This is a genomic window from Rhizobium sp. YAF28 (assembly GCF_052113285.1).
Classification (GTDB): Bacteria; Pseudomonadota; Alphaproteobacteria; order Rhizobiales; family Rhizobiaceae; genus Rhizobium.
Genome location: NZ_JBFRCX010000008.1, coordinates 242,738 through 264,545 on the forward strand (window position 1 = coordinate 242,738; position 21,808 = coordinate 264,545).

The window sequence follows — 21,808 nt, forward strand, 5'->3', positions numbered from 1 at the left end:
GACTTACTGACCGAGCATTTTGAGCATCTGCGTCGAGATGTAGTCGGCGTTCTTCACCTTTGCCGCGGACGCGACGACGATCGGCTTGCCGGTAAAGGAAACCGCGTTGAACTCGTCATCCGTCAAACTGAGCTTCGAACGCTCGATCAGCGGTGCTGCGCCGACATTGCGGGCGATCAGTTCGTGGCATTCCGGCGTGGCGCTCCAATCGAGGAAGGCGATCGTCGCGTCGCTCACCTGGGCGACCTTCGGAACGCACCATGTGTTGTAGCCGAGCACGGCACCTTCCTTCGGGAAGATCGAAGCGACGTCGGTGCCTTCCTTTTTCATGATCATCGAGACGTCGTGGAAGTAGAGGCCGCCGACGACCTCGTCGTTCTGATAGGCGCTTTGCATCGAGCCTTCGTCGGTCCACCAGAGCTTTGCATTGGGCTTCAGCTCGGCGATCTTGGCGATGACCTTGTCGATGCCTTCCTGGGTATCGAGCGTCGGGGGGCCGCCGAAATAGACAGAGGCGACGATGTCGAGCAGCACGCTGTTGCCGCCGCCTTGCAGGCCCCAGGCGGAAGCGCGCGGCTTCCAGAGTTCCGTCCAGCTGTCCGGCAGCTTTTCGAATTCGGACGGGTTGGCGATCAGAGTGATGTACCAGGCCATGGCGCCGACGCCGTCGACCTTGCCGCCGTCGCGATAGACGAAACCCTCCATCAGGTTGCCGAGGTTCTTGAGCTTCGAGCTTTCGACCGTTGCCCAGAGGCCGCGCTGGCGGCCGCGGATGACGTCCGCCTGACCGGCGCAGCAGATATCCATGGGTGCCGAGCCAGCCTGGATTGCCTGGCCGAGCTGGACCAGGAACTGCGAGCTGCCGGATTGCGGAATCGACTGAACCGCGATGCCGGTCTGCTTGGTGAAGGCCGGATAGACGCTCTTTGCGAAAGCTTCCTCAAAGAAGCCGCCGAAGTTCGAGACCTTGAGCGTCGCTGCGGCATAGGAGGGACGCACGAAGGGCGCCGAAAGGATCGATACAGCGGCAAGGCCGCCGGCGGCTTTCAGGACCGATCTGCGCGATATCGCCGAGTTGTTGTCCTGACCGGAAGGCGAGGAGGGCTTTTTGGATGCCATGCTGTGTTCTCCTTAACTGTCCCATGAGCGGATGATCAAGAACTATGCAACGGCCGTGCCATGTTGGAAGAATCTCACGAAAACAGATAGATATGGAAGTTGAAGAAGTTTTTGTTTGTCTCTATGCGCCCTAAAACGTGAAGCCAAATAGGCATATGCACAAATAATATGCGTATTGTATGCAATGTTGCATACTGAATTTCAACGTGTATAGTTGCGGCCGTGAAAGCCGTTCCTCCCAACCGAATCTGATGGTCGAGGAGAGGGATGGCGAGGGTGGTTATTCAAAGCGAGCGAGTGAAAATGACGTCTGAAAATCCGATCGTGCCGAAGCCTATGATCGTCGGTCGTGCCGCCCTGATCGTTGTCGATATTCAGAAGTCGGGCTTCATGCCGCGTCCGACGACGTCCCGCCTGGAATTCATGGGCGATCACATCGAGCGCAACTGGCGTGCGAAGTCGGTCGTCGATGCCGCCCGCAAGGCCGGCATTCCCGTCATCTTTGTGCAGGAAGCCCATCGCGACAGCCTGATCGACTTCGGGCGCGAGCTGGATGGCTCGGAAAGCATTCATTGCCTCGAAAGCTCGCCGGGCACGCCCTTCCCAGTCGAGGAAATGGAGATGCGTCCGGATGACCTGCGCATTACCAAGCGCCGCTATTCGGTCTTCTACGGCACCGAAATGGAAATCCTGCTGAAAGCTGTCAAAGCCGAGACCCTGTTCTTCGTCGGCGGCTTCACCGATGTCTGCATTCATTACAGCTTTGTCGATGCGCACCAGGGCGATTATTACTGCCGCGTCATCGAGGATTGCGTATCCGGTTCTGGGCAGGCTGCACATGATGCGGCGCTGGTCGCCATGGAATATCTGCAGGCCGGCGCCCGCCGCAGCGCCCAGGAGGTCATCGATGCCTTCGCCGGTCAGGTTGCTGCAGCCTGATCGGGACAAGCATGAGCCGTACGACATGGAATGAACTGCGCTCGCTTGCAGGCATCGCAGCTCCCCTGGCTGTGACCCAGGCAAGCCAGCTCGTTATGAGCCTGGCGGCGAGCGTCATGCTCGGCCGTCTCAGCGGCTCGGCGCTCGCGGCCGGTGGCCTCTGCGCCATCTTCATCCAGGCGCTGACGGTCGTCTCCCAAGGTGTGATCGCCGGCGCGCACCCGCTGATGGCGGCCGCAAAAGGAAGAAGCGAAACGGGGACGGTTGAGGAGGATGGCGCGGCCTATGCCTATGGCGGGGCCGTGCTGGTCGGCCTCGTTTTTTCGCTCCTATCGGTGGCGATCCTCCTCAATCTGCCGTCCGTACTTGCGCCGTTCGGTGTCGCGCCCGAGATTCTTGGCGATGTAGAGCAGTTCATCAGCCGGGCGGCCTGGGCGCTACCGGCTATCCTGTGGATCGCGCCGATCCGTCTCTATTGCTCGGTATCGGGAAAATCCTGGCTGATCATGGTGTCGGTCGGGCTTGGGGCGCTCTCGTATGTGCCGCTTCTGTCGTATCTTACCTTTGGTGCCTTCGGCGATCCCGGCCATGGGATTGCGGGTGCCGGCCTTGCCTATGTGATCGCCTGGTGGCTGATCGCCGGCGGTTTGACGGCCTATGCAATTGCTCGAGGACATTTGCCGCTTTCGACGTTCCGCAGCGCCTTTCCGACGGCGGCAAAGGCGGCGAGGGATGTCTGGTCGATCGGCTGGCCAATCGCGCTGATCTATGCGGCGGAGCTCGGTATGACGCTGGTGCTGACACTGATTACCAGCGGCTTGGGGACGGTTGCGATCGTTGCCAACCAGATTGCCTATACGCTGAACAACATCGCCTTCAACCCGATCGTTGCGATTGGCCAGGCGACAACCGTCCGCGTCGCCTACCATCTGGGTGCCGGCAGAGACGCGGTCGCCCGGCTGGCTGGCAATCTCTCACTGATCGCCGCAGCCGGCCTGATGGCGCTGTTCGGTGCGATCTTACTCGTGGCGTCGGAAGACATTGCCAGCGTGTTCCTCGCCGAAGGGGCCGCCGAATTTTCGGCGATCCAGGCGCTGGCGCAGAAGCTGATCATGATCCTCGCGGCGTTTCTCATCTTCGATGGCATACAGTCGGCAGCCAATGGCGCCCTGCGCGGTTTGAAGGACACGAGAGTGCCGATGATCATTGGTCTTTGCGGTTATTGGCTGCTCGGCATGCCAATCGCAATCTTTCTCGCCTTCGGGCTCGGTCTCGGCGCCGTCGGCATCTGGTTCGGCGTATTGGTGGGCATTACAAGTGTCGCCTGCACGCTTCTCCTGCGCTGGAGGAGGCTTGCCGATAGCGCGGTTGTATCGGTGACGGGATCGTCTAATACACGCCGAGGTCGAAGCATGTTGCGCAAGCTCACCAGTCCGACATAAGAATACTCGCAAAGATGGCCGCTTTGGACAACATAATGAAGACTAGACCCAGCCGGGGCGAAGACAATTCCTTGATCAAGGAAGCCGGATCGCGGCGGAAGCTGACGCGTGCCGAGGAAGTGCGCACGCGCCTTGCAGACGATATCGTCGATGGCAAGCTCTCGCCGGGAATGCCGCTAGACGAGACCGAGATCGCCGCAAGCTACGGCGTTTCGCGAACCCCTTTGCGGGAAGCGATCCGGGACCTGGCAGCCATGGGCCTCGTTGAGACGCGGCCGCATCGTAGCGCAATAGTCACCCGTCCTTCGCCGGAACATCTGCGGCAGATGTTTCACGTCATGGCGGAGCTTGAAGCGCTTTGCGCAAGCCTCGCCGCCGCCAGCATGACCCTTTCGGAACGGCGCAATCTCGAGACCATTCACGAAGGCCTTGCCCAGATTCTCAAGGAAAACGATCCGAGCCATTACCATGTGCTCAACGAGAAGTTTCATGCCGCGATCTATGCCGGCAGCCACAACGCCTATCTTGTGGAGATCACGCTCGCGACACGTCGGCGGCTATCGCCGTTTCGTCGCGCACAGTTTCTGACCACGGGACGTTTGGCGAAATCGTACAAAGAACATGACGCGATCCTCGTCGCCATCCTGCAGGGCAACCGCGAACTTGCCGCCGATACGATGCGAAGCCATATCCTCACGGTGGAGGATTCCTACGAGGAATATGCCGGCTTAAAAGCCCCGTCCGTTTCTCTGTAGCGCCGGTGCTTAGAGCCCTTGTCGATTGCAAAATAGTACGATTGTGACCACATGCGATTCGGCGGAATTGGTCGTCTGGGCCGCCAAAAAAGGGGCCCTGACGCGCATTTGCTGATGTTTTCGAGCGCGTTTTGCTGATTTAGTAAAGGATCAGTAGATGTGCCGTCATGATGGGCGCAAGGACAGTGCCGTCCGGACCGCGTGGAGGGCTATCACGGTAGGGTCGGAGCGCTGGAGATAGACGCACGTTCAACGAACTCTGTTTGAAGGACGACTTCGCGTCCTGGCCCCGCAAACCCGTTCAAGCGCTCGACGAGAAGACGCGCAGCCATTTCACCGAGCTGATAGACCGGTTGGCGCACGACCGTTACGGGAGGAGAGGTGACCGCGGTCCAGTCAGCATCATGAAACGAGATGAGTGACAGATCATCTGGAATTGCCAATCCGATCGCGCGGCTCGTCTTGAACACTTCCAGCCCGATCACGCTGTCGGAGGCGATGATTGCCGTTGGACGATCCTTTCCCTCGAGCAGCCGCTCGGCGATCTGACGCGTTTGCTCGGGGATTACGGCGCCCATGTGGATCCAACGTTCGACCGGGCCAAGACCGGCCTCGCGACAGGTGCTAAGAAAGCCCTCAATTCGCCTGCGAACGGAACCGGTATTGATGTCACCAGGCGTTCGGAAAAGGTGATCGGGCGTGTCGCAGGCCGTGAGATAGGCGATATGCCGGTGTCCCAACGCGATAAGCTGGCGTGTGACACCCTCGGCTGCCTGCCGGTCGTCGGCAATGACCGTATCAACCTCGAAAGCATTGATGCCGCGGTCCAGCAACGCCAGTGGCCGTCCTGAACCGACAACCTCCCGAAGATGCTCGACGTCGGTCTCCTTGGCCGGAGAGACGATCAGGCCGTCTACCCGCTTGGCAATCAGCGTCCGGATCGCGGCTTTTTCTGCCGATACGTCTTCAGCCGAATTTATAAGGATGACGGTAAAGCCGGCTTGCCGGGCGACGTCCGTGATGCCGCGCATCGCGAGGCTGAAGAAGGGGTTTTCAATATCGCCCACGACCACGCCGATCGTGCCGGAACGTCCCGTCGTCATACTGCGTGCAAGTTCGTTGGGCCGATAGTCGAGCGCGCGGGCGGCGGCGGTGACAGCATCGCGCACCCGATCGCTGACGGTCCCATAGCCGCCCAGCACGCGCGCAGCGGTTGCCTTTGATACGCCCGCCTTGCGCGCGACATCGGCCACCGTAACGGAGACGGTTTGAGGTGAGTTCGGATTCATGAAAACTAGCCTTACAAGAGATATTGACGACTAGCAAATGCGAAGATAACAATTGATAAAAAGCCAATGAGACCGGTCTCAACTCAAAAGAGACCGGTCTCACATAAAAATCCATCGAAATCCGACATGCGCTCGCATGGGCCGGACGTGCGGTTTCTGCCGTCGCCCGGATGGGACCCCTGCGTCGTGGAAAATCGCAAACGATACCACCAGAGGAGAATGAAACTATGAAATTTCCCGAGATTGTCACGTCCCCCTTCGCCAGAGTTCGAGCAGCCCTTTTTGCCATCGCCCTTGGCCTTTCAGCAGGTGCAGTGCCGGCCTCTGCCGAAGACAATCCCTATGGCCTGATCGATCCGGGCGTTATCAGCGTCGGCACGATGGGTGACGCAAAGCCCTACGCTTTCACGACCGCTGACGGCAATTTCACCGGCTTTGACATCGAACTTTTTCTCAATGTCGCCGAGCGCATGGGCTTCAAAAAAGAGCAGGTGGTCTTCACTGGCCAGGAATTCTCGGCCCTTATGCCATCGGTCGCCAACAGCCGCTTCGACGTTGCGGCCGCAGCGATCGGTACCACCGCAAAGCGCAAGGAGACGGTCGATTTCTCTGATGGCTACCTTGCGGGTTACCTCACCGTGTTGACGTCGGATGCCGGCATTACCGACGTTGCGGGCCTCAAGGGCAAGCGGCTCGGCGTCGTGCAGGGAACGCTGCAGGAAATCTATGCGCAGAAGAACTTCACGAGTGCCGACCTCGTGAAATTTCCGGACAACAATTCCGCTGTGTCGGCCCTCAACAACGGAACGGTCGATGCGCATTTCCTCGACTACGAGGCTGCCAAGGACTATTCGGCGCGTTACCCAGTGCTGAAGGTGGCGATCAACATCCCGAGTTTTGATGCGCCGGCCGGCTTCGTCGTCCGCAAGGGCAACGACGCACTGCGCGAAGCTCTGAACAACTGTCTTCATGCCGCCATGCAGGACGGAACATGGAAAAAGCTCCACGAAAAATGGTTCCCCGGCACCCCCATGCCAGACGCCTATCTTCCCAAGCAGTGATGCCACCTTCCGGTCCGACCTCTGTCGGTCGGGCCGGCCTTTCTTGCAAGGGACCATTTGATGAACTGGCTTGAAAATCTGCGTCGCAGCTTCCTTGACTGGAATGCGATGGCCGAAGTCCTGCCGACCATGATCACTGTCGGCCTGAAGAATACATTGATCCTGGCCGCGGCTTCGACCGTGCTTGGCGTCGTCATTGGCATGGTGCTTGCCATCATGGGCATCTCTCGCTCACCTTGGCTGCGCGTTCCCGCTCGCGTCTATACCGATGTCTTCCGCGGTCTGCCGGCCATCGTCACCATTCTTCTGATTGGCCAGGGCTTTGCGCGCATCGGCCGCGAACTCTTCGGCCCGTCGCCCTATCCCCTTGGCATCCTGGCGCTCAGTCTGATTGCCGGTGCCTATATCGGCGAAATCTTCCGCTCAGGCATTCAGAGCGTCGATCGCGGCCAGATGGAGGCGTGTCGAGCGCTGAGTATGAGTTACGGCCAGGGCATGCGGCTGATCGTCGTGCCCCAAGGCGTGCGCCGCGTGTTGCCGGCGCTTGTCAACCAGTTCATCGGCAATGTGAAGGATTCGAGCCTTGTCTACTTCCTCGGCCTGCTTGCATCGGAGCGCGAGATTTTTCGCGTGGGGCAGGATCAGGCGGTCGTAACCGGTAATCTTTCGCCGCTGCTGCTCGCAGGCATTTTCTATCTCATCGTCACCGTGCCGCTGACCCATGTCGTCAACGCGATCGACAATCGCTTGAGACTTGGAAAGCAGCGCCCTGCGATCATCACCAGTGGGCTGGAGGAGGTCAGCGAACTCGACGGCACCGGCAGCATATCTCAACCTACATTCAAGGGGGGCAGCCTCGATGTGTGCCGGCTCGGCATGGCCTATGGCGAACTCGATGTGCTGAAGGGCGTCGATCTTACGGTGAAAGCTGGTAGCGTCACCTGTATCATTGGTCCGTCCGGCTCGGGCAAATCCACTCTCTTGCGCTGCCTCAACCGATTGGTCGAGCCGAAGAGCGGGGATATCCTTGTCGACGGACAAAGCATTCTCGCCATGAAGCCGGAGCGGCTGCGTCGGCGTGTCGGCATGGTCTTCCAGCACTTCAACCTCTTCCCCGATCACACGGCGCTCGAAAACGTCATGCTGTCGCTAACGAAGATCAAGGGCCTGCCGAAGGCTGAAGCCGAACGCATCGCCAAGGCGCGGCTTGCTGATGTTGGCCTTGCAAGCCGCCAGCATCACCGTCCCGGTGGTCTTTCGGGTGGTCAGCAGCAGCGTGTTGCGATCGCCCGCGCGCTGGCGATGGAACCTGAGGTCATCCTGTTCGACGAGGTGACAAGCGCGCTCGATCCCGAACTGGTCAAGGGTGTGCTCAACCTTATGGCCGATCTTGGAAAGCAGGGAATGACCATGGTCGTCGTCACCCACGAGATGGGCTTTGCCCGTCGGGCCGCCGATCAGGTCGTGTTCATGGACGAGGGCCGCGTGGTCGAGGCGGGAACGCCCGAGGCGATCTTCGACAATCCCGAAAGCCCGCGCCTCCAGCGCTTCCTTGCGGAAGTGCTCTGACCACTCGGCAAATGGAGATGACTATGACACGAACGATAGGATGGGGCGTGCTTGACTGCGCAAGGAATACGGCGAGCAGGCCGACGCCTTTGCCTCAACCGTTTCAACGGAGGAACCGCTCTTGTCAGGGCTGGATGATGCCATCGACAACATGAAGGCGATTGACGTTCTCATTCGCTCTGCGGGGACCGGCGGCTGGCAAGCCTTCTGATCTCTTTCCCGATCATCACGCACTACCACTGAAAGACACGAGAATGAACGACAACATCATCAGTTCAACGGTCATCATCGGAGCCGGTATCTTCGGCGTTTCCACCGGTCTGCAGCTGGCCCGGCGCGGCATCCGGGTGACCATCGTCAATGACGGTCCGCCGGCCAACGGCGCTTCGGGCCGTTCGCTCTCCTGGCTCAATTCTGCGCGCATGCGCTCCAGACCCTATCATTTGTTGCGCATGGCAGGGATCGACCGTTATCGCACGCTGGCTGCACGTAACCCCGATGCGGACTGGCTCCGCTTCGAGGGCGGCCTGACCTGGGACGCCGAGGGCGAGGGGAATGAGATCGTTCGCGCCTTCGACTACGAGACCTCGATTGGCTATGACGCTCAGCATCTTTCGGCCGACCGAATCGCGAGTGTGACCCCGGGCGTTGATGCAAGGGCCGTCACGTCGCCGGGCGCCATCTTCAATCCGGGGGAGGGTTGGGTCGATTTGCCGAGATTGATCGACCATTTGCTTGAGGAGTTTCTTACGCTGGGCGGCGTGCTCATTACGGATCAGGGCAAAGCCAAAGTCGTGGTCGAGGGCGGGCGGGCCGTCGGGGTCGACACGACATCCGGTACCCGTTTCAAGGCGGATTCCGTCCTTCTTGCCACTGGCCCTGCCGTACCGGAAATGGCTGCCGACTCTGGGCAGACGATCGGCGATGGGACTCCGATAGCACTTCTGGTGCAGACCAAACGGCTTGACCATCCCCTCAAGGCCGTCTTGAACACGCCGCGTGTCGCGGTGCGTCCGGCACCAGACGGAACCCTTTCGCTTGATGCCGACTGGGCGGCAGATCAAGGCGTGAAGATCAATCCGGATGGCAGCTATGAGATCGACCACTCAGTCGTTGTGGCTTTGCTTGAAGAAGCGTCGAAGGTGTTGGAGGGCAATCCGAAACTTGAGGTTGCTTCCATCGGCGTCGGCGGCAAGCCAATCCCCGGCGATGGAGAACCGGTCCTCGGTGCATTCAAAGCCATTGCAGGCTACCATGTTGCCTTCAGCCACAGTGGCGCAACGCTCGGCCTCATCGTGGGCGAGTTGCAAGCTTTCGAAATCGCCACGGGGAGGGAGCATCCTATGCTTGCTTCGTTCCGACCTGAACGGTTTGCTGCGCATTAGTTGGCATGTGGTTCTTGCATGTGGTCCCGCCGCGAAATACAGCGGGACCCTTAGCGCAATTGTCGCACCAAGGTGAGCGGCGAGGTAATTCCATTGATTTGACACAATGCCGAGCCGCAATCTGCTGGCTGGGACAGTTTGCGTTCCCTCGTGGCGTGAGAGCGTCAAGGCATTGAACAACGAGGTGGCGTCCTCGCTGCTTCGAGCCGTATGCCGAGTGGTAGCGTGGAAGGGCTTCGGACAGCCCGCGGAAACCTTCCCGGATTTCGGCCTCAATCGAGACCGAAGAAGCAGGTTGAGAGTTGAAATCGCAAGGACGCGGACGTGCGCATACTCCTGGTCGAAGATGATTACATTCTCGGCTCCTCGCTGAAACGCGCATTGGAGAAGCACGCCTATGGCGTGGATTGGTTCCGCGATGCCGAGACGGCGCTCGATGCGCTGCGCGACAGCCAATTTGGATGTGTGATCCTCGACGTCAATCTTCCCAAGGCAAGCGGCTTCGAGGTTGTCCGTTCGCTGAGAAGGGGAGGCAACGACGTCCCGATCCTGATGCTGACAGCGCTTGACAGCGTACGCGATCGTGTCAACGGCCTGGACGAGGGTGCGGACGATTACCTCGTCAAGCCCTTTGACCTTGACGAACTGCTCGCCCGGCTGCGTGCGCTTATCCGGCGACGGCAGGGCCGTACCGAAACCATCATTCGATGCGCCGACGTCGAGCTCGACCCTTCAGCCATGGTGGCGCGTCGAAATGGCGTACAGCTTCACATCCCGGCCAAGGAGTTCCATCTGTTACGGCTCCTCATGGAGCGGAGTGGACGTTACGTTACGAAGAACGATATCGAATATGCGCTCTACGACACGGATGTTTCGGTCGAGAGCAATACGATCGAAGTGACGGTCTACAATCTGCGCAAGAAGCTCGGTACCGATTTCATCCGATCGATCCGCGGCGTTGGCTACATGGTCGAGCGGCAGCAGTGACACTCAGCCAACGCCTTTTTCTCCGCATTCTCCCGACCCTCATCATCACGATCGCCATCGTCGGCATCTTCGCCTATCACAGCGCAACGCGCGAGATCGACAACATCTACGATGCGCAGTTGATCAACGATGCCAACGTGCTCTGGTCGTTGATGAAGCACCCCCTCACAAGATTGACTGCGAGGCCGACGGTGCAGGTTCCGGATCTTGATTTCAATATGGACAATCAGCTTGCGCTTAACGAGGACGCGGACGACTATGCCGACGCCCATTCGTTTCGCGCCTGGAAGGGGCCGGCGCTGGCCTTTGCCAGCAGCAACGCCTTTCCAGCCGAGGTCAAGCGCTTCTCGGCCGGTTTCTCCGATGTGACCTATCAGAACGAGCTCTGGCGGATCTACTCTCTGCCGATCCCGAATAGCGACGTGACCATCGAGGTCGCCGAAAAGATCATCCTTCGGGAAGGCCTCGTCGATAACATCCTTCTCAATCTCGCCTTTCCGCTGCTCGTCCTTGTGCCTGTCAGTGCCATCATCATCTGGCTCGCCATCAATAACGGGCTTGCGAATGTCCGGGGACTGGTCTCGCAGATCCGGACCCGCACGCCGGATGATCTGTCGATGATTGCGACGGGAAGACTGCCGCGGGATCTGACGCCGCTTGTCCACTCGCTCAACAACCTTTTGCGAAAGCTAGGCCACTCGCTGGCAATGGAGCGGCGCTTTTCCGATCTTGCCGCCCATCAACTGCGAACACCGCAGGCCGGCATCAAATTGCTTCTGCAAATGTTCGATCGTGCCGATTCCGACGAGGAGCGCGCCGCCCTGCTGAAGGATCTTGTTGTCAGCAACGAGCGCGCCATGCATCTCATAGAACAGCTGCTGCGGCTTGCACGGGTCAGCCATCAGCCGCTGCAGCTGGAGGCGTTGCCGCTGCGCCAGATTGCGGCGGCAGCCCTGGCGGATTTCGGGGTCATGCTCAATCGCCGCGGTTTCAATGCCGGGCTGGTCGGAACCCACGACCCACAAGTCTTGACCGACCGTGCCCTGCTGCGCGTCATGATCGATAATCTCCTCGACAATTCGATCAAATATTCCCCTGCCGGCGGTCGCATCGAGGTACGCATCGAACCTAGCTCGCGCGGCTTTCGCCTCTCCATTGAAGACAGCGGCCCCGGTATCCCACCCGAACAGCGAGAAGCCGCATTTCAGCGGTTCAACCGCCTTGACGCGCGAGCCGGGGAGGAGGGCGCGGGATTGGGATTGCCGATCGTCGCCGATATCGGCAACCGTCTCGACATTGGGATCAGCCTCGGCACGCCTGCCTGGGGATCCGGCCTGAAGGTGGATCTCGATATTCCTGCCGCATAAGCGGTCAATTCAGTTTCGCTTCACATTCGCCTCATCTCGCCTTCAGGTAGCGACGCTAAATGCTTCGTCACATTGAAGGAGCATGCGATGCAGGTGTTTTGCGATTTCGACGGAACCATATCGAAAGAAGACGTGACCGATCTGGTTCTGGACCGTTTCGCGCGTCCAGAGTGGCGCGAGATCGAAGATCAGTGGACCAACGGCAGGATCACAGCCGCCCAGTGCATGCGCCGCCAGATCCAGCTGCTTCAGGCAAAACACGAAGACATCGACGCATTCCTGGACACGATCGAAATCGACAGTGCCTTCGGAGCTTTCAAGGCATTCTGTGAAGAGAACGGGTTAAGCCTCATCATCGTCAGCGACGGTGTCGATCATTTTATCAGGCGGGTCCTTGCCAAACATGGTCTTAAAGACATTCAGATCATCGCAAACAAGCTGATTTCTCGCCCGCACGCTTGCACTATGCCCGATTTCGATCTCGGCTTTCCGTTCAAGAGCGCAGCCTGCGCTGCCGGCGCCGGCGTGTGCAAATGCGCCCAGGTGAGGCCGTCCGGCAACCATATCTATATCGGCGACGGCCGCAGTGACTTCTGCGTCTCCCACGAGGCGCAGCTTGTCTTCGCCAAGGCCAAGCTTGCGGATCATTGCCGCGCGAACTGCCTTCCTTTCATCCCCTATAGCGGTTTCGCCGAAATCCAGGCGAGTGTCGCAGCCATCCTTTCCAGCCCGTCACGACAGCCTGTTGCGCTGCCCGTGGCAAAAACTGCGTGAGAAGAGGACTTCATGCGTTCCAACCTGAAACTTGCTGCAAGCATGCACCCCATCGCTTCCGAAGACGAGCTGCGACGGCTCGAAGAGACCTATTGCTCCCACGGCGATACGGTTCACTATTCGCAGAAGCCGAAATTCTTCGAAAGCTGCGATGGTTCATTCGTCTTTGACGCAGCCGAGACGCCATTTCTCGATCTCCAGATGTGGTATTCCGCCGTCAATTTCGGCTATCGCAACGAGCGTTTGAACAATGTCGCGCATCGGCAGCTGGATCGATTGCCGCAGGTCGCCTCGCAATATCTCCATCGCGAAAAGGTCGAACTCGCAGCGCTGATCGCTCGGGATGCCGAACATAAATTCGGTTCGAAAGGTCGTGTTCACTTCAATGTCGGCGGCTCGCAGGCCGTCGAGGATTCCTTGAAGCTCGTTCGCAACTATACCGGCGGCAAGAGCCTGATGTTCGCCTTCGAGGGCGGATACCACGGGCGAACGCTCGGCGCGACGTCGATCACCTCAAGCTACCGCTATCGTCGGCGTTACGGCCATTTCGGCGAGCGTGCCCAGTTTATCGAATTCCCCTATCATTTTCGCGGGCCGAAGGGCATGTCGAAGGAAGAATACGGGCACTATTGCGTCCAGAAATTCGCGCGGCTGTTTGAAAGTGAGTACAACGGCGTCTGGGATCCGAAGGCCGGAAAATCGGAATATGCCGCCTTCTACATCGAACCCATCCAGGGTACCGGCGGCTATGTCATTCCGCCGATGAATTTCTTCAAGGAGCTCAAGAAGGTCCTCGACGATCACGGCATCCTGCTTGTCGTCGACGAGATCCAGATGGGCGTCTATCGGACCGGCAAGCTCTGGTCGATCGAACATTTCGGCGTGTCGCCAGATGTGCTCGTCTTCGGCAAGGCGATCACCAATGGTCTCAATCCGCTCTCGGGCATCTGGGCCAAGGAAGAGATGATCAACCCGACGATCTTCCCGCCAGGCTCCACGCATTCGACCTTTGCCAGCAACCCGATGGGCACGGCCGTCGCTCTCGAAACGCTGAAGATGGTGTCTGAGACCGACTTCGGCGCGAATGTGATGGAAAAGGGCGCGCATTTCCTCGAAGGCCTGAAGGACCTGCAGTCGCGGCATGCGATCGTCGGCGATGTCGATGGCCTTGGCCTTGCCCTTCGCATGGAAATCTGCGGGCCTGACGGCTTCACCCCCGACAAGGCGACGCTCGACTGGATGGCGGATGAAGGCATGAAGGGTGATCTTGTGGTCGATGGCAGGAAATATGGATTGGTGCTCGATGTTGGTGGATACCACAAGAACGTCATCACTCTTGCTCCGAACCTGATGATCAGCCGCGAGGAGATCGAGCTTGCGATCTCGCTGCTCGACCAGCTTCTGACACGCGCCGAGCGGAGATAGAACCTTGCAGCTCCTCCTTCTCCATCTTGATGATGCGTTGGAGTTGCAGCCCGACTTCGTGCATTCCTGCCGGATGGCAGGGGCGCGCGAAGTCGAGGCCAAGGATAGCGGCCGCGCCATCAGGCTGTGGGGGCGCCGGCCGGACCTTGATACCGTCTGGCGCAACCTGGCGAAGGCACGGCCATCAGCCGGTGACGGCGCCCGCCTTTGTTTCATGGGATCGGGCGACTTCCATCATGTGACAGCTCTTCTTCTGTCGCAGGCTCTGGAAAATAGCAGCAAAGCCGTTACCGTCATCCATATCGACAATCACCCCGACTGGGTCCATTTCGACCCTGGCATGCATTGCGGTTCCTGGGTCAACAAAGCGCTCGAACAGCCACTGGTCAAAAAAGTGATAACCCTCGGGGTCTGCAGCCGCGATCTCAAGTCGCCGGAGCGCAAGGGGGCCAATCTCATGCCGCTATCCGATGGCCGCCTGGAACTCTATCCCTATCAGCATCCGCCGAGCAAAGTGAAACTGCACTACGGCTCCGGCCCGAGTTTCAGCCAGATCGACGGCGCCCTGCACTGGCAATCGATATCGGAACTCGGCGAGAGCAATTTCCTCGACCGGCTTCTTGGCCGCATCCAAACCGAAGCGGTCTATGTAACGATCGACAAGGACGCTCTCTCCGACGCCGATGCCGTGACCAATTGGGATCAGGGCTGCATGCGGCTACCCTACGTCCTTTGGCTGCTCAGCGAAATCGGTGAACGGTATCGCGTCATCGGAGCAGACGTGACCGGCGATTATTCGACGCCGCACTACGGCGGCGATTTCTACACCCGCGCGATGAAGAAAGCAGAGGTGCTGATCGACCAGCCCTTCCGCCGTCGCGACATGAAAGTTGTCCGCAACATCAACAGCGCGGCAAACCATGCACTGCTCGAAGTCCTGTCGGAGCTGATGGCATGACGACGGGACTGACAGGATGGACGTTCGCCATCATTGCTTTTTGCATTCTTGCCGAAACCGGCCGCGAGCTGTGTTTCAAGTATGGCGCAGCGAGCGCGCTGTTTGAGACCATGCAGAAACCGGTCATCTGGCTCGGGATCGTTTTCTGGGCAGTCGAACTGGTGATGTGGACGCGCGTGCTGGAACAGGTGGCGTTGTCGGTGGCCTTTCCGCTGATGGCGCTGAGCTATGCGGCGATCGCTTTTGCGGGCGCCGCCATCTTCAAGGAAACCATCAATCTTCGCCACGCTCTCGGCATCGTCCTGGTGACGGCCGGCGTGGTCTGTGTTGGAGCGACGGGACTATGAAAATCTTCGCGCACACGAAATGGGATATTGTGCCGGTGCTTGCCGCGACAGCGCATCTGGCATTCAACATCTATCTGATCGCCGGCTTCCAAAGCCGGCCGCTCTGGCTGTCGGCGGTGCTCGGTGCGGTCTATGCCGTGTCGATATCGTGGAACATCAACAGCATCTCGCACAACTTCATCCACACGCCGTATTTCAAGCCGAAGTGGATGAACTACGCATTCAGCCTGCTCGAATCCGTAACGATCGGCTTTTCGCAGGTCTACTATCACTGGGTGCATATGCGTCACCATTCCGGCAATAGCGACCGTCCCAACGAGAACGGCGAGACGGTCGACCTCCTGTCGATCTACAAGCACGGCAAGAACGGCGCGCCGGAAAATGTCTTCTCCTATACCTTTCTCAGCTTCTTTCGCGATGATGTCGGCGACATCCATCGAGCGATTGCAAAAAAAAGGCCATTCGATGCGAGATGGGGGCGCATCGAGCTCGTGTCATTCTTTGCCTTCGTCCTCTTCGCTCTTATCTACGACTGGAGAGCGGCGTTCTTTTTCCTGCCGTTTTATTATCTTGGCAACTGCCTGTCCTCCCTCAACGGCTATTACGAGCATCTGAACGGCGACCCCGATGTCCCCATCGCCTGGGGCGTCAGCAGCCATAACGGTTTCTACAACTGGCTCTGGTTCGGCAACGGCTATCACGCCGAACATCACTACCGCCCGAAGATGCACTGGACGAAGCTCAGGACCTTCCACGATCAGATCAAGCAGGAGCAGGAGGCGGCGGGCACACATGTGATCAGCACTTGCCATGCTCTGGGTTTCATGGCGAAGGAGAACCGCCAGCAGGGAGAATTCCCGCATGTCGGCTGACAGTCTTTCCTTCTTTCTCGAGGGCACGAACGGCAAGGGCGTCATCCTCGTTCATGGGCTGACGGGGGCGCCGGCGGAAATGCGGCTTGTGGCGAGGCAATTCCATCGCCGCGGCTTCAGCGTCTACGCCCCGCTGCTGGCCGGCCACGGCGAGGACGAAGCGGCGCTCCGTCGCTCGCGCTGGGAGGACTGGCTCGGCAGCGTCGAAACGGCGGCTGGTTGGCTTTGCGAACGCAGCGATATGGTCTTTGCCGCCGGAATTTGCGTTGGCGGCAAGCTGGCGATGATGGCAGCCGATCGCAATCCCATGTCGATCCGTGCCGTCGCCGTCTATTCGCCCTGTTTCCATTACGATGGATGGGACGTGCCGCGCTATTATTCGCTGTTTTCTCCGCACATTCGCTGGATCTCGTTTATCCCATTCATCGACCGGCTGAATTTTCGCGAGACGGCCTCCCTCGGCATCAAGGACGAGCGCATGCGCCGAATGGTGGCCGGCATGACAGGCGAGGGCATGCTCGAAACCTTTCCCGGCCGCGGCCTGATCGAAATGCATGAGCTTGGCCGGACGTTGAAAGCGCGGCTTCCCGACATCAGGACACCGACCCTGATCCTCCATTCGCGCGAAGACGATCTCAGCGGCCCCGCGCATGCCCAGTATATCGCCGCGCATATTGGCGGGCGCCGGGAGCTACGCTGGCTCGACGACAGCTATCACATGATCCATCTCGATCGGCAGCACAGGCGGGTGGCTGATATGACAGCGGAATTCTTCGAGGCAGAATATGCAGCAGCAAGCGCTTAAAGTGCGGTCACCTGAAGCGCAGGTCTCAAGCGATACGTCATCCGTGGCGGCGATGATTGTTCCGAGCATTCGAATGCTCGACCGCGATGAGTGGAACGCCTGCTTCCCTGGTGAGGTCGAGACCTATGACTATCTGCTCGCGGTCGAGGAAGCCAGTATCGAGGGTTTTGAGTGGCGCTATGCGGTCGTGCGCGAAGACGACGAGATTGTTGCCGCCATGCCGGCATTCCTTTGCAGCTACGCCCTTGAGACGACGCTGGAGGCCGGGCGTTTCCGGAAGGCGGTGGAAAGCATCCGCCGCATCTTCAGCGGCTTCCTGACGCTCCGCCTCGCCTGTCTTGGCTCACCCTGCACGGAGACGGCTTCCATTGGCTTTCATCCTGATATCGCCCAGTCCCGCCGGCCGGCGCTTTTTACGGAACTCCTCGACGCTTTCGAGGCGCATGCGCGCATGGAAGGCTGCTCGCTGACGGCGCTGAAGGATCTGTCCTACCCTATTCCGTCAGGCGTCGAACCGGTATTGTCGGCGAGAGGTTACGCCGAGATCGGCGGACTGCCGACAGCATGGATGGACATCAGGTTCGGTACGATCGAGGCCTATTTTGCCACCCTGTCTACAGCAACCCGCAAGGATATGCGTCGGAAACTGCGGAGCCGGCAGGAGGTGCGGGTCGAATACCGCACGGAATTCGGTGATCTTCTGCCGCGCGTCATGCAGCTCTATCGTGAGACGCGCGAGCGGAGCGGATTACAGTTCGAAGAACTGACGCCGGCCTATTTTGAAGGGGTGCTGAAAGGCATGCCGGGCCGATCTTTTTGCGCAATGTATTTTGTGGGCGACGAACTGCTTGCTGCCAATCTGCTGATCCACGACGAGGACAGGTTGGTCGACAAGTTCTTCTGCATGGACGGTCAGAAGGGCAGGACCTACAATCTCTATTATCTCAGTTGGTTCGCCAATATCGAATATTGCCTGAGCCATCGCATGGGCCGCTATCAGAGCGGGCAGGCCTACTATCGCAACAAGGTTCGGCTTGGAAGCTGCCTGACGGCAAATGCGATGTATTTCCGCCATTCCAATTCACTGCTGCAATTCATCCTCAAGACGGTCTCGCCGCTTTTTGCCGCAGACGATGGTGGCGAGGTGCAAGAGTGAGAACGATGCGGCCGATCTGGCTGATGGTGCCGCTCCTGAACACGGCGCAACAGATATTGCTGAAGCAGAGCGCCGTCGATGCGGGCAGAGCGGGCGGAGCTTGGTTGGTCGATATTCTGTCGTCACACTGGTTCCTGGCGGCGATTGTCGCAGAGATCGTCTGCTTTGCCATCTGGATAAGCGTGCTCTCCGAGCTCGATCTCAGCAAGGCCTTCCCGCTCTCGGCCATCAGCTATGTTCTCATCATGGGCGTTGCCTGGCTCGCCTTTGGCGAGCCATTGCCGTTGCTTCGGCTTGCGGGCAGCCTCCTGATCCTGGTCGGTGTCTGGTTGATCGCAACGGCGTCGAGACCGGCCAGTTGAGCGGTTGAATGACGGATTTCAGAAGCTGACGTTGAAGGCCTTGGTGAGGGAGATGCCGATCACATTCTGGTTCTCACTGCCGAGCTTCGATGTGATCGGGCTGTTGGCCGCATCTCCGGTCAGGCGATCGAAGCGATCATAAATCTGCAGCGTCCAGGTCGGGGTCACATTATAGGCGGCGGAAACCGTAAAGCCGATCGACTTCAGGCCGCCCTTTGCATCGAAGGCGGGTAGGGCGCCGTTCTGCAAAGCTTCGCTCGACGAAATGCCGAAATAGGTCCGCATATAGGCGCCGTTGCCGAACGAAGCACGAGGGCCGGCCGAGAGCAGCCATCTGTCGCCGAGCGGCTGGAACCAATCGGCGCCGATATCGACGACGAGACCGCTGCCATTCGATAGGGCCTGGCGGATTTCGGAGCGGAATCGAAGCTGGTTCGGAATCGCCCAATATTGTGCAAAAATCCCGGCATCGACGTCCCAATCCACCGAGTGGATGCCTTTCAAGCGGTCATCATCGGATTGCGAACGGCTGTCGCGCAAACCGACTACCGGACCCGCTTCGAAGCCGCCGAAGTCGATAAGGCCATAATCGATATTGTCGTCCGGCGCGCTGTGCTCATCCGGTTCGTCGAAACGCCTGATATCGAAAGAGGGCAAGGCGCTGAAGCCATCATGCTTCGAGCCCGGAAATTTCGGACCGTACTCGACACTCGCACCCAATGTCACGATCCAGGTGCCGGAATCGGGTTGGTTGCGCGCGTCTCCGCTATCGGCGGCACGCGCTAGCGACGTGGTCAACAGCCCCCCCAAGGCGACAGAAAAAAGCGTAAGCCTCTTGGCTCTCATTCTCAACGAGATTGCTCTCCGGATAAAGCATCGCCCCTAGGCGCCACGATGCAGCCGAAAAATGGCCGCCAAGGCGAGGCTAGTCAATAGGCTATCTGCGCGAGGGCATGTCGGGGTCCTGATCCCTGCGCGATTATCATTCCATTGGTCGCCGCGGAGGCGACGCGGACTGTCTCGAAATTGCCAATCATCTTCGACATCCGCTTTCCTCGACTTGTTTGATACTCCTGCACACCTTACATCGCGCTGGCTCGCCTCAACCCGAACGGGGTTTGACCGATCTCGCGTCGCATCCATTGAGCGAGATGGGATTGATGTGCAAAGCCTGTTCGATGGGCAATCTCGCTGATACTGAGGTTTGTCGAGACCAACAATGCACGAGCTCTTTCGATTCGACGATGCAGCACATAGCGATGTACGGTCAAACCGGTCGCGGCCTTGAACCACGTACGCAGGTGCGAATTGCTGACACCGGCGACTCTGCTCAGCGTGTCGAGGCTCAAGCTGGTTTGAATCTGTTCTTCGATGAAGTCCATCACCCGCTTTAACTGAGCATCAGACAGCCGACGCTCAATGGCGGGAGCCGAGCATTCACGGCCCAATAGGCGCACCGCTATCGCGATGCCAATGCTCTCCGCGTACAATGGTCCGCTTGGCGAACCAGCTTGGTAGTCTGCCTGGATTGCACGCGTCAGGTGCTCAATCTGCTCGTCTCGGAGGAGGTGGCGCGTCTGGAGCCGGCCGGGTCCTTTTACACCGGCACTGTCAGCGACGTCCTGGAGGAGCGATTTGGGAAGGCTCAATATGATTGTGTCGAAATCGGACTCAGCATCGAATCCGCCAAGCTCTCCTGCAGCCAGCACATCTATGTCCCCTGCGCGACGCACGAAGTGTCTGTTCACCTGACCACAGTAGGAGCGTGTCGCGGGGCTCGCGTGAACAGCAACGCGGTGCCGATCCGCCTCCGGAAGAAGAAAGCTTCCGGCCCCAATTTTGAGAGACGCGATCGATACGCTACCCGACTGATATGCGGTGGAATGCAGGTTCACGGTGCCCTCCATAATTGGCGGAACGTGCTCAAAATTTGGCGATTACGGCGCGATTTTCAATCTGCTCCTTTGCAAACTGTGTTCATCGCAATGGTGAGCAGAGGTTGATATGAGCACTTATGTTGTTGTCGGAGCCGGTCCGGTTGGAGTTGAAACGGCGAGGCTACTTGGTGACGCGGGTCATGATGTTACGATCACAAGCCGAAGCGTCAATTTGGAGGATCAGACGAACGTAAGGACTGTCCGGGCGGACGCTTCCGACGCGGAAGCTTTCACGCAGGTGTGTAAGGGGGCAGATGCGATCTTCATGTGCGCGATGGCAGCATATGATCGCTGGCCGACGGATTTTTTCCCGATCATGGATGGTGTCACTCGCGCGGCTGAGAATGTCGGCGCAAAATTGATTGTCCTCGGAAATCTCTATGGCTATGGGTCGAACCCTGAGGGACTGCTCAGGCCCGACCAACCGCTCGACCCCAGCTCTCGCAAGGGCACCGTACGCACCATCATGTGGCAGCGGGCATTGCGGGCCAGTGTTCCCGCCATCGAGGTACGGGCGAGCGATTACCTTGGGAAGGGAGCAGTGACATATTTCTCGCTATTGGCGCTGCCGTCACTTCTGGCGTCGAAGCCCGTCACGTTCCTAGGCGACCTGGACGCGAAGCATGCTTGGTCATTCACCAAGGACGTAGCACGCACGTTGGTGGCCGCTGCAGAATATAGGGGCGCATGGGATCGCGCGTTCCATGTTCCGTCACACCATATCTCGCCCCGCGAGTTGATCCTGAGATCCGCGGCTTTCCTCGGTCAAGAGCCGCCCGCGCTCGGAACGTACTCACATGCGCAGATGGAAGAATTCGGCATGCACGAGCTTGTGGAGATGAGCTATCTCTTCGAAAGGGCGCTGCTGCTAGACGCCTCGGACACGGAGTCTCTCCTCGGCGTGAAGGCGAAGGAGATTGACGTGATGATCGCGGACACGATTGGGGAGCGCCAAAGATAGCTTTCCTTCATTCGCAATTCCTTCCGAGAAAACCGTGGGATTGATATGTGCATCGTCGCCGCTCGCTTCGGTACTTTGCATGAGGCGGGCGGCTGTTATAGGCTCTCCTGCGATGCTTTGCGCCAATTTAAGGCTCCTCCGTTCAACCGGATCCGCGATGCGGCTGCTTCTACCGAAGCAGGATTCCGACCTGCCAGAAAGACCATGGCGCCTCCGTTGGCAAATGTTTGTGCAACGGTGCTCCCCACCGCGCCGCCCGCGCCATGAACGACTGCAACTTTCTTGTTTAATCTCATCT

At 59.0% G+C, this 21,808-nt stretch carries 21 protein-coding genes; 17 read left to right on the forward strand and 4 right to left on the reverse strand.

The features are described from left to right. Positions 1 to 3: 3 nt before the first annotated feature. Entirely contained in the window at positions 4 to 1,119 is a 1,116-nt protein-coding gene (locus AB4Z13_RS19970; protein ID WP_442206596.1) for an ABC transporter substrate-binding protein, read from the reverse strand. A 303-nt stretch (positions 1,120 to 1,422) separates the two neighbouring features. Between AB4Z13_RS19970 and AB4Z13_RS19975 the strand changes: the two genes are divergently transcribed. Genes AB4Z13_RS19975 through AB4Z13_RS19985 form a run of 3 tightly spaced genes read left to right on the forward strand, consistent with a single transcriptional unit; the run spans position 1,423 to position 4,255 of the window. Next, entirely contained in the window at positions 1,423 to 2,058 is a 636-nt protein-coding gene (locus AB4Z13_RS19975; RefSeq protein ID WP_113320851.1) for a cysteine hydrolase family protein, read from the forward strand. Positions 2,059 to 2,069: 11 nt separating this feature from the next. Further along, complete coding sequence (locus tag AB4Z13_RS19980; RefSeq protein ID WP_442206597.1) at positions 2,070 to 3,500, forward strand: MATE family efflux transporter; 1,431 nt, start codon at positions 2,070 to 2,072, stop codon at positions 3,498 to 3,500. Positions 3,501 to 3,535: 35 nt separating this feature from the next. Beyond that, positions 3,536 to 4,255, forward strand: coding sequence for a GntR family transcriptional regulator (locus tag AB4Z13_RS19985; RefSeq protein WP_310381635.1), 720 nt, complete (start codon positions 3,536 to 3,538; stop codon positions 4,253 to 4,255). A 212-nt stretch (positions 4,256 to 4,467) separates the two neighbouring features. On the opposite strand, the gene AB4Z13_RS19990 is transcribed toward AB4Z13_RS19985, so the two are convergent. Next, positions 4,468 to 5,544, reverse strand: a complete 1,077-nt coding sequence (locus AB4Z13_RS19990) for a LacI family DNA-binding transcriptional regulator (protein ID WP_442206598.1) — start codon at positions 5,542 to 5,544, stop codon at positions 4,468 to 4,470. Between the two features lie 227 nt (positions 5,545 to 5,771). Here AB4Z13_RS19990 and AB4Z13_RS19995 point away from each other — a divergent pair, with 227 nt between their 5' ends. From AB4Z13_RS19995 to AB4Z13_RS20055, 13 genes are all read left to right on the forward strand, one after another. Further along, the gene (locus tag AB4Z13_RS19995; RefSeq protein ID WP_442206599.1) at positions 5,772 to 6,605 is read left to right on the forward strand and encodes an ABC transporter substrate-binding protein; all 834 of its coding nucleotides are present in this window, start codon (positions 5,772 to 5,774) and stop codon (positions 6,603 to 6,605) included. A 60-nt stretch (positions 6,606 to 6,665) separates the two neighbouring features. After that, positions 6,666 to 8,174 carry an amino acid ABC transporter permease/ATP-binding protein gene (locus AB4Z13_RS20000; RefSeq protein ID WP_113320840.1) on the forward strand — a complete coding sequence of 503 codons (1,509 nt, stop codon included), beginning with the start codon at positions 6,666 to 6,668 and terminating at the stop codon, positions 8,172 to 8,174. A 254-nt stretch (positions 8,175 to 8,428) separates the two neighbouring features. Further along, on the forward strand, positions 8,429 to 9,559 hold the full coding sequence (locus AB4Z13_RS20005; protein ID WP_442206600.1) for an NAD(P)/FAD-dependent oxidoreductase: 1,131 nt from the start codon (positions 8,429 to 8,431) through the stop codon (positions 9,557 to 9,559). A gap of 324 nt (positions 9,560 to 9,883) precedes the next feature. Next, positions 9,884 to 10,546, forward strand: coding sequence for a response regulator transcription factor (locus tag AB4Z13_RS20010; RefSeq protein WP_113325174.1), 663 nt, complete (start codon positions 9,884 to 9,886; stop codon positions 10,544 to 10,546). Next, complete coding sequence (locus tag AB4Z13_RS20015) at positions 10,543 to 11,913, forward strand: ATP-binding protein (RefSeq protein ID WP_113325175.1); 1,371 nt, start codon at positions 10,543 to 10,545, stop codon at positions 11,911 to 11,913. The genes AB4Z13_RS20010 and AB4Z13_RS20015 overlap by 4 nt, the downstream gene beginning before the upstream one ends. A gap of 87 nt (positions 11,914 to 12,000) precedes the next feature. After that, positions 12,001 to 12,687 carry an MtnX-like HAD-IB family phosphatase gene (locus tag AB4Z13_RS20020; RefSeq protein WP_442206601.1) on the forward strand — a complete coding sequence of 229 codons (687 nt, stop codon included), beginning with the start codon at positions 12,001 to 12,003 and terminating at the stop codon, positions 12,685 to 12,687. A 12-nt stretch (positions 12,688 to 12,699) separates the two neighbouring features. Further along, complete coding sequence (locus AB4Z13_RS20025; protein WP_113325177.1) at positions 12,700 to 14,112, forward strand: aspartate aminotransferase family protein; 1,413 nt, start codon at positions 12,700 to 12,702, stop codon at positions 14,110 to 14,112. Positions 14,113 to 14,116: 4 nt separating this feature from the next. Beyond that, complete coding sequence (locus tag AB4Z13_RS20030; RefSeq protein WP_113325178.1) at positions 14,117 to 15,070, forward strand: arginase family protein; 954 nt, start codon at positions 14,117 to 14,119, stop codon at positions 15,068 to 15,070. After that, positions 15,067 to 15,417 carry a permease gene (locus AB4Z13_RS20035; RefSeq protein WP_442206602.1) on the forward strand — a complete coding sequence of 117 codons (351 nt, stop codon included), beginning with the start codon at positions 15,067 to 15,069 and terminating at the stop codon, positions 15,415 to 15,417. The genes AB4Z13_RS20030 and AB4Z13_RS20035 overlap by 4 nt, the downstream gene beginning before the upstream one ends. Beyond that, on the forward strand, positions 15,414 to 16,289 hold the full coding sequence (locus tag AB4Z13_RS20040) for a fatty acid desaturase (RefSeq protein ID WP_113325180.1): 876 nt from the start codon (positions 15,414 to 15,416) through the stop codon (positions 16,287 to 16,289). The genes AB4Z13_RS20035 and AB4Z13_RS20040 overlap by 4 nt, the downstream gene beginning before the upstream one ends. After that, entirely contained in the window at positions 16,279 to 17,094 is an 816-nt protein-coding gene (locus AB4Z13_RS20045) for an alpha/beta fold hydrolase (protein ID WP_113325181.1), read from the forward strand. Before AB4Z13_RS20040 ends, AB4Z13_RS20045 begins: the two co-directional genes overlap by 11 nt. 52 nt (positions 17,095 to 17,146) lie before the next feature. Continuing rightward, positions 17,147 to 18,250 carry a GNAT family N-acetyltransferase gene (locus tag AB4Z13_RS20050; protein ID WP_442206653.1) on the forward strand — a complete coding sequence of 368 codons (1,104 nt, stop codon included), beginning with the start codon at positions 17,147 to 17,149 and terminating at the stop codon, positions 18,248 to 18,250. Between the two features lie 5 nt (positions 18,251 to 18,255). After that, positions 18,256 to 18,612 carry an EamA family transporter gene (locus AB4Z13_RS20055; RefSeq protein WP_442206603.1) on the forward strand — a complete coding sequence of 119 codons (357 nt, stop codon included), beginning with the start codon at positions 18,256 to 18,258 and terminating at the stop codon, positions 18,610 to 18,612. A gap of 18 nt (positions 18,613 to 18,630) precedes the next feature. On the opposite strand, the gene AB4Z13_RS20060 is transcribed toward AB4Z13_RS20055, so the two are convergent. Both AB4Z13_RS20060 and AB4Z13_RS20065 read right to left on the reverse strand, forming a co-directional pair. Beyond that, positions 18,631 to 19,458: a MipA/OmpV family protein gene (locus tag AB4Z13_RS20060; protein WP_442206654.1), complete on the reverse strand. Its 828-nt coding sequence runs from the start codon at positions 19,456 to 19,458 to the stop codon at positions 18,631 to 18,633. A gap of 236 nt (positions 19,459 to 19,694) precedes the next feature. Next, positions 19,695 to 20,507: a helix-turn-helix domain-containing protein gene (locus tag AB4Z13_RS20065; RefSeq protein ID WP_442206604.1), complete on the reverse strand. Its 813-nt coding sequence runs from the start codon at positions 20,505 to 20,507 to the stop codon at positions 19,695 to 19,697. 109 nt (positions 20,508 to 20,616) lie between these two features. Between AB4Z13_RS20065 and AB4Z13_RS20070 the strand changes: the two genes are divergently transcribed. Next, entirely contained in the window at positions 20,617 to 21,510 is an 894-nt protein-coding gene (locus AB4Z13_RS20070) for an NAD-dependent epimerase/dehydratase family protein (protein ID WP_442206605.1), read from the forward strand. Positions 21,511 to 21,808 lie beyond the last annotated feature (298 nt).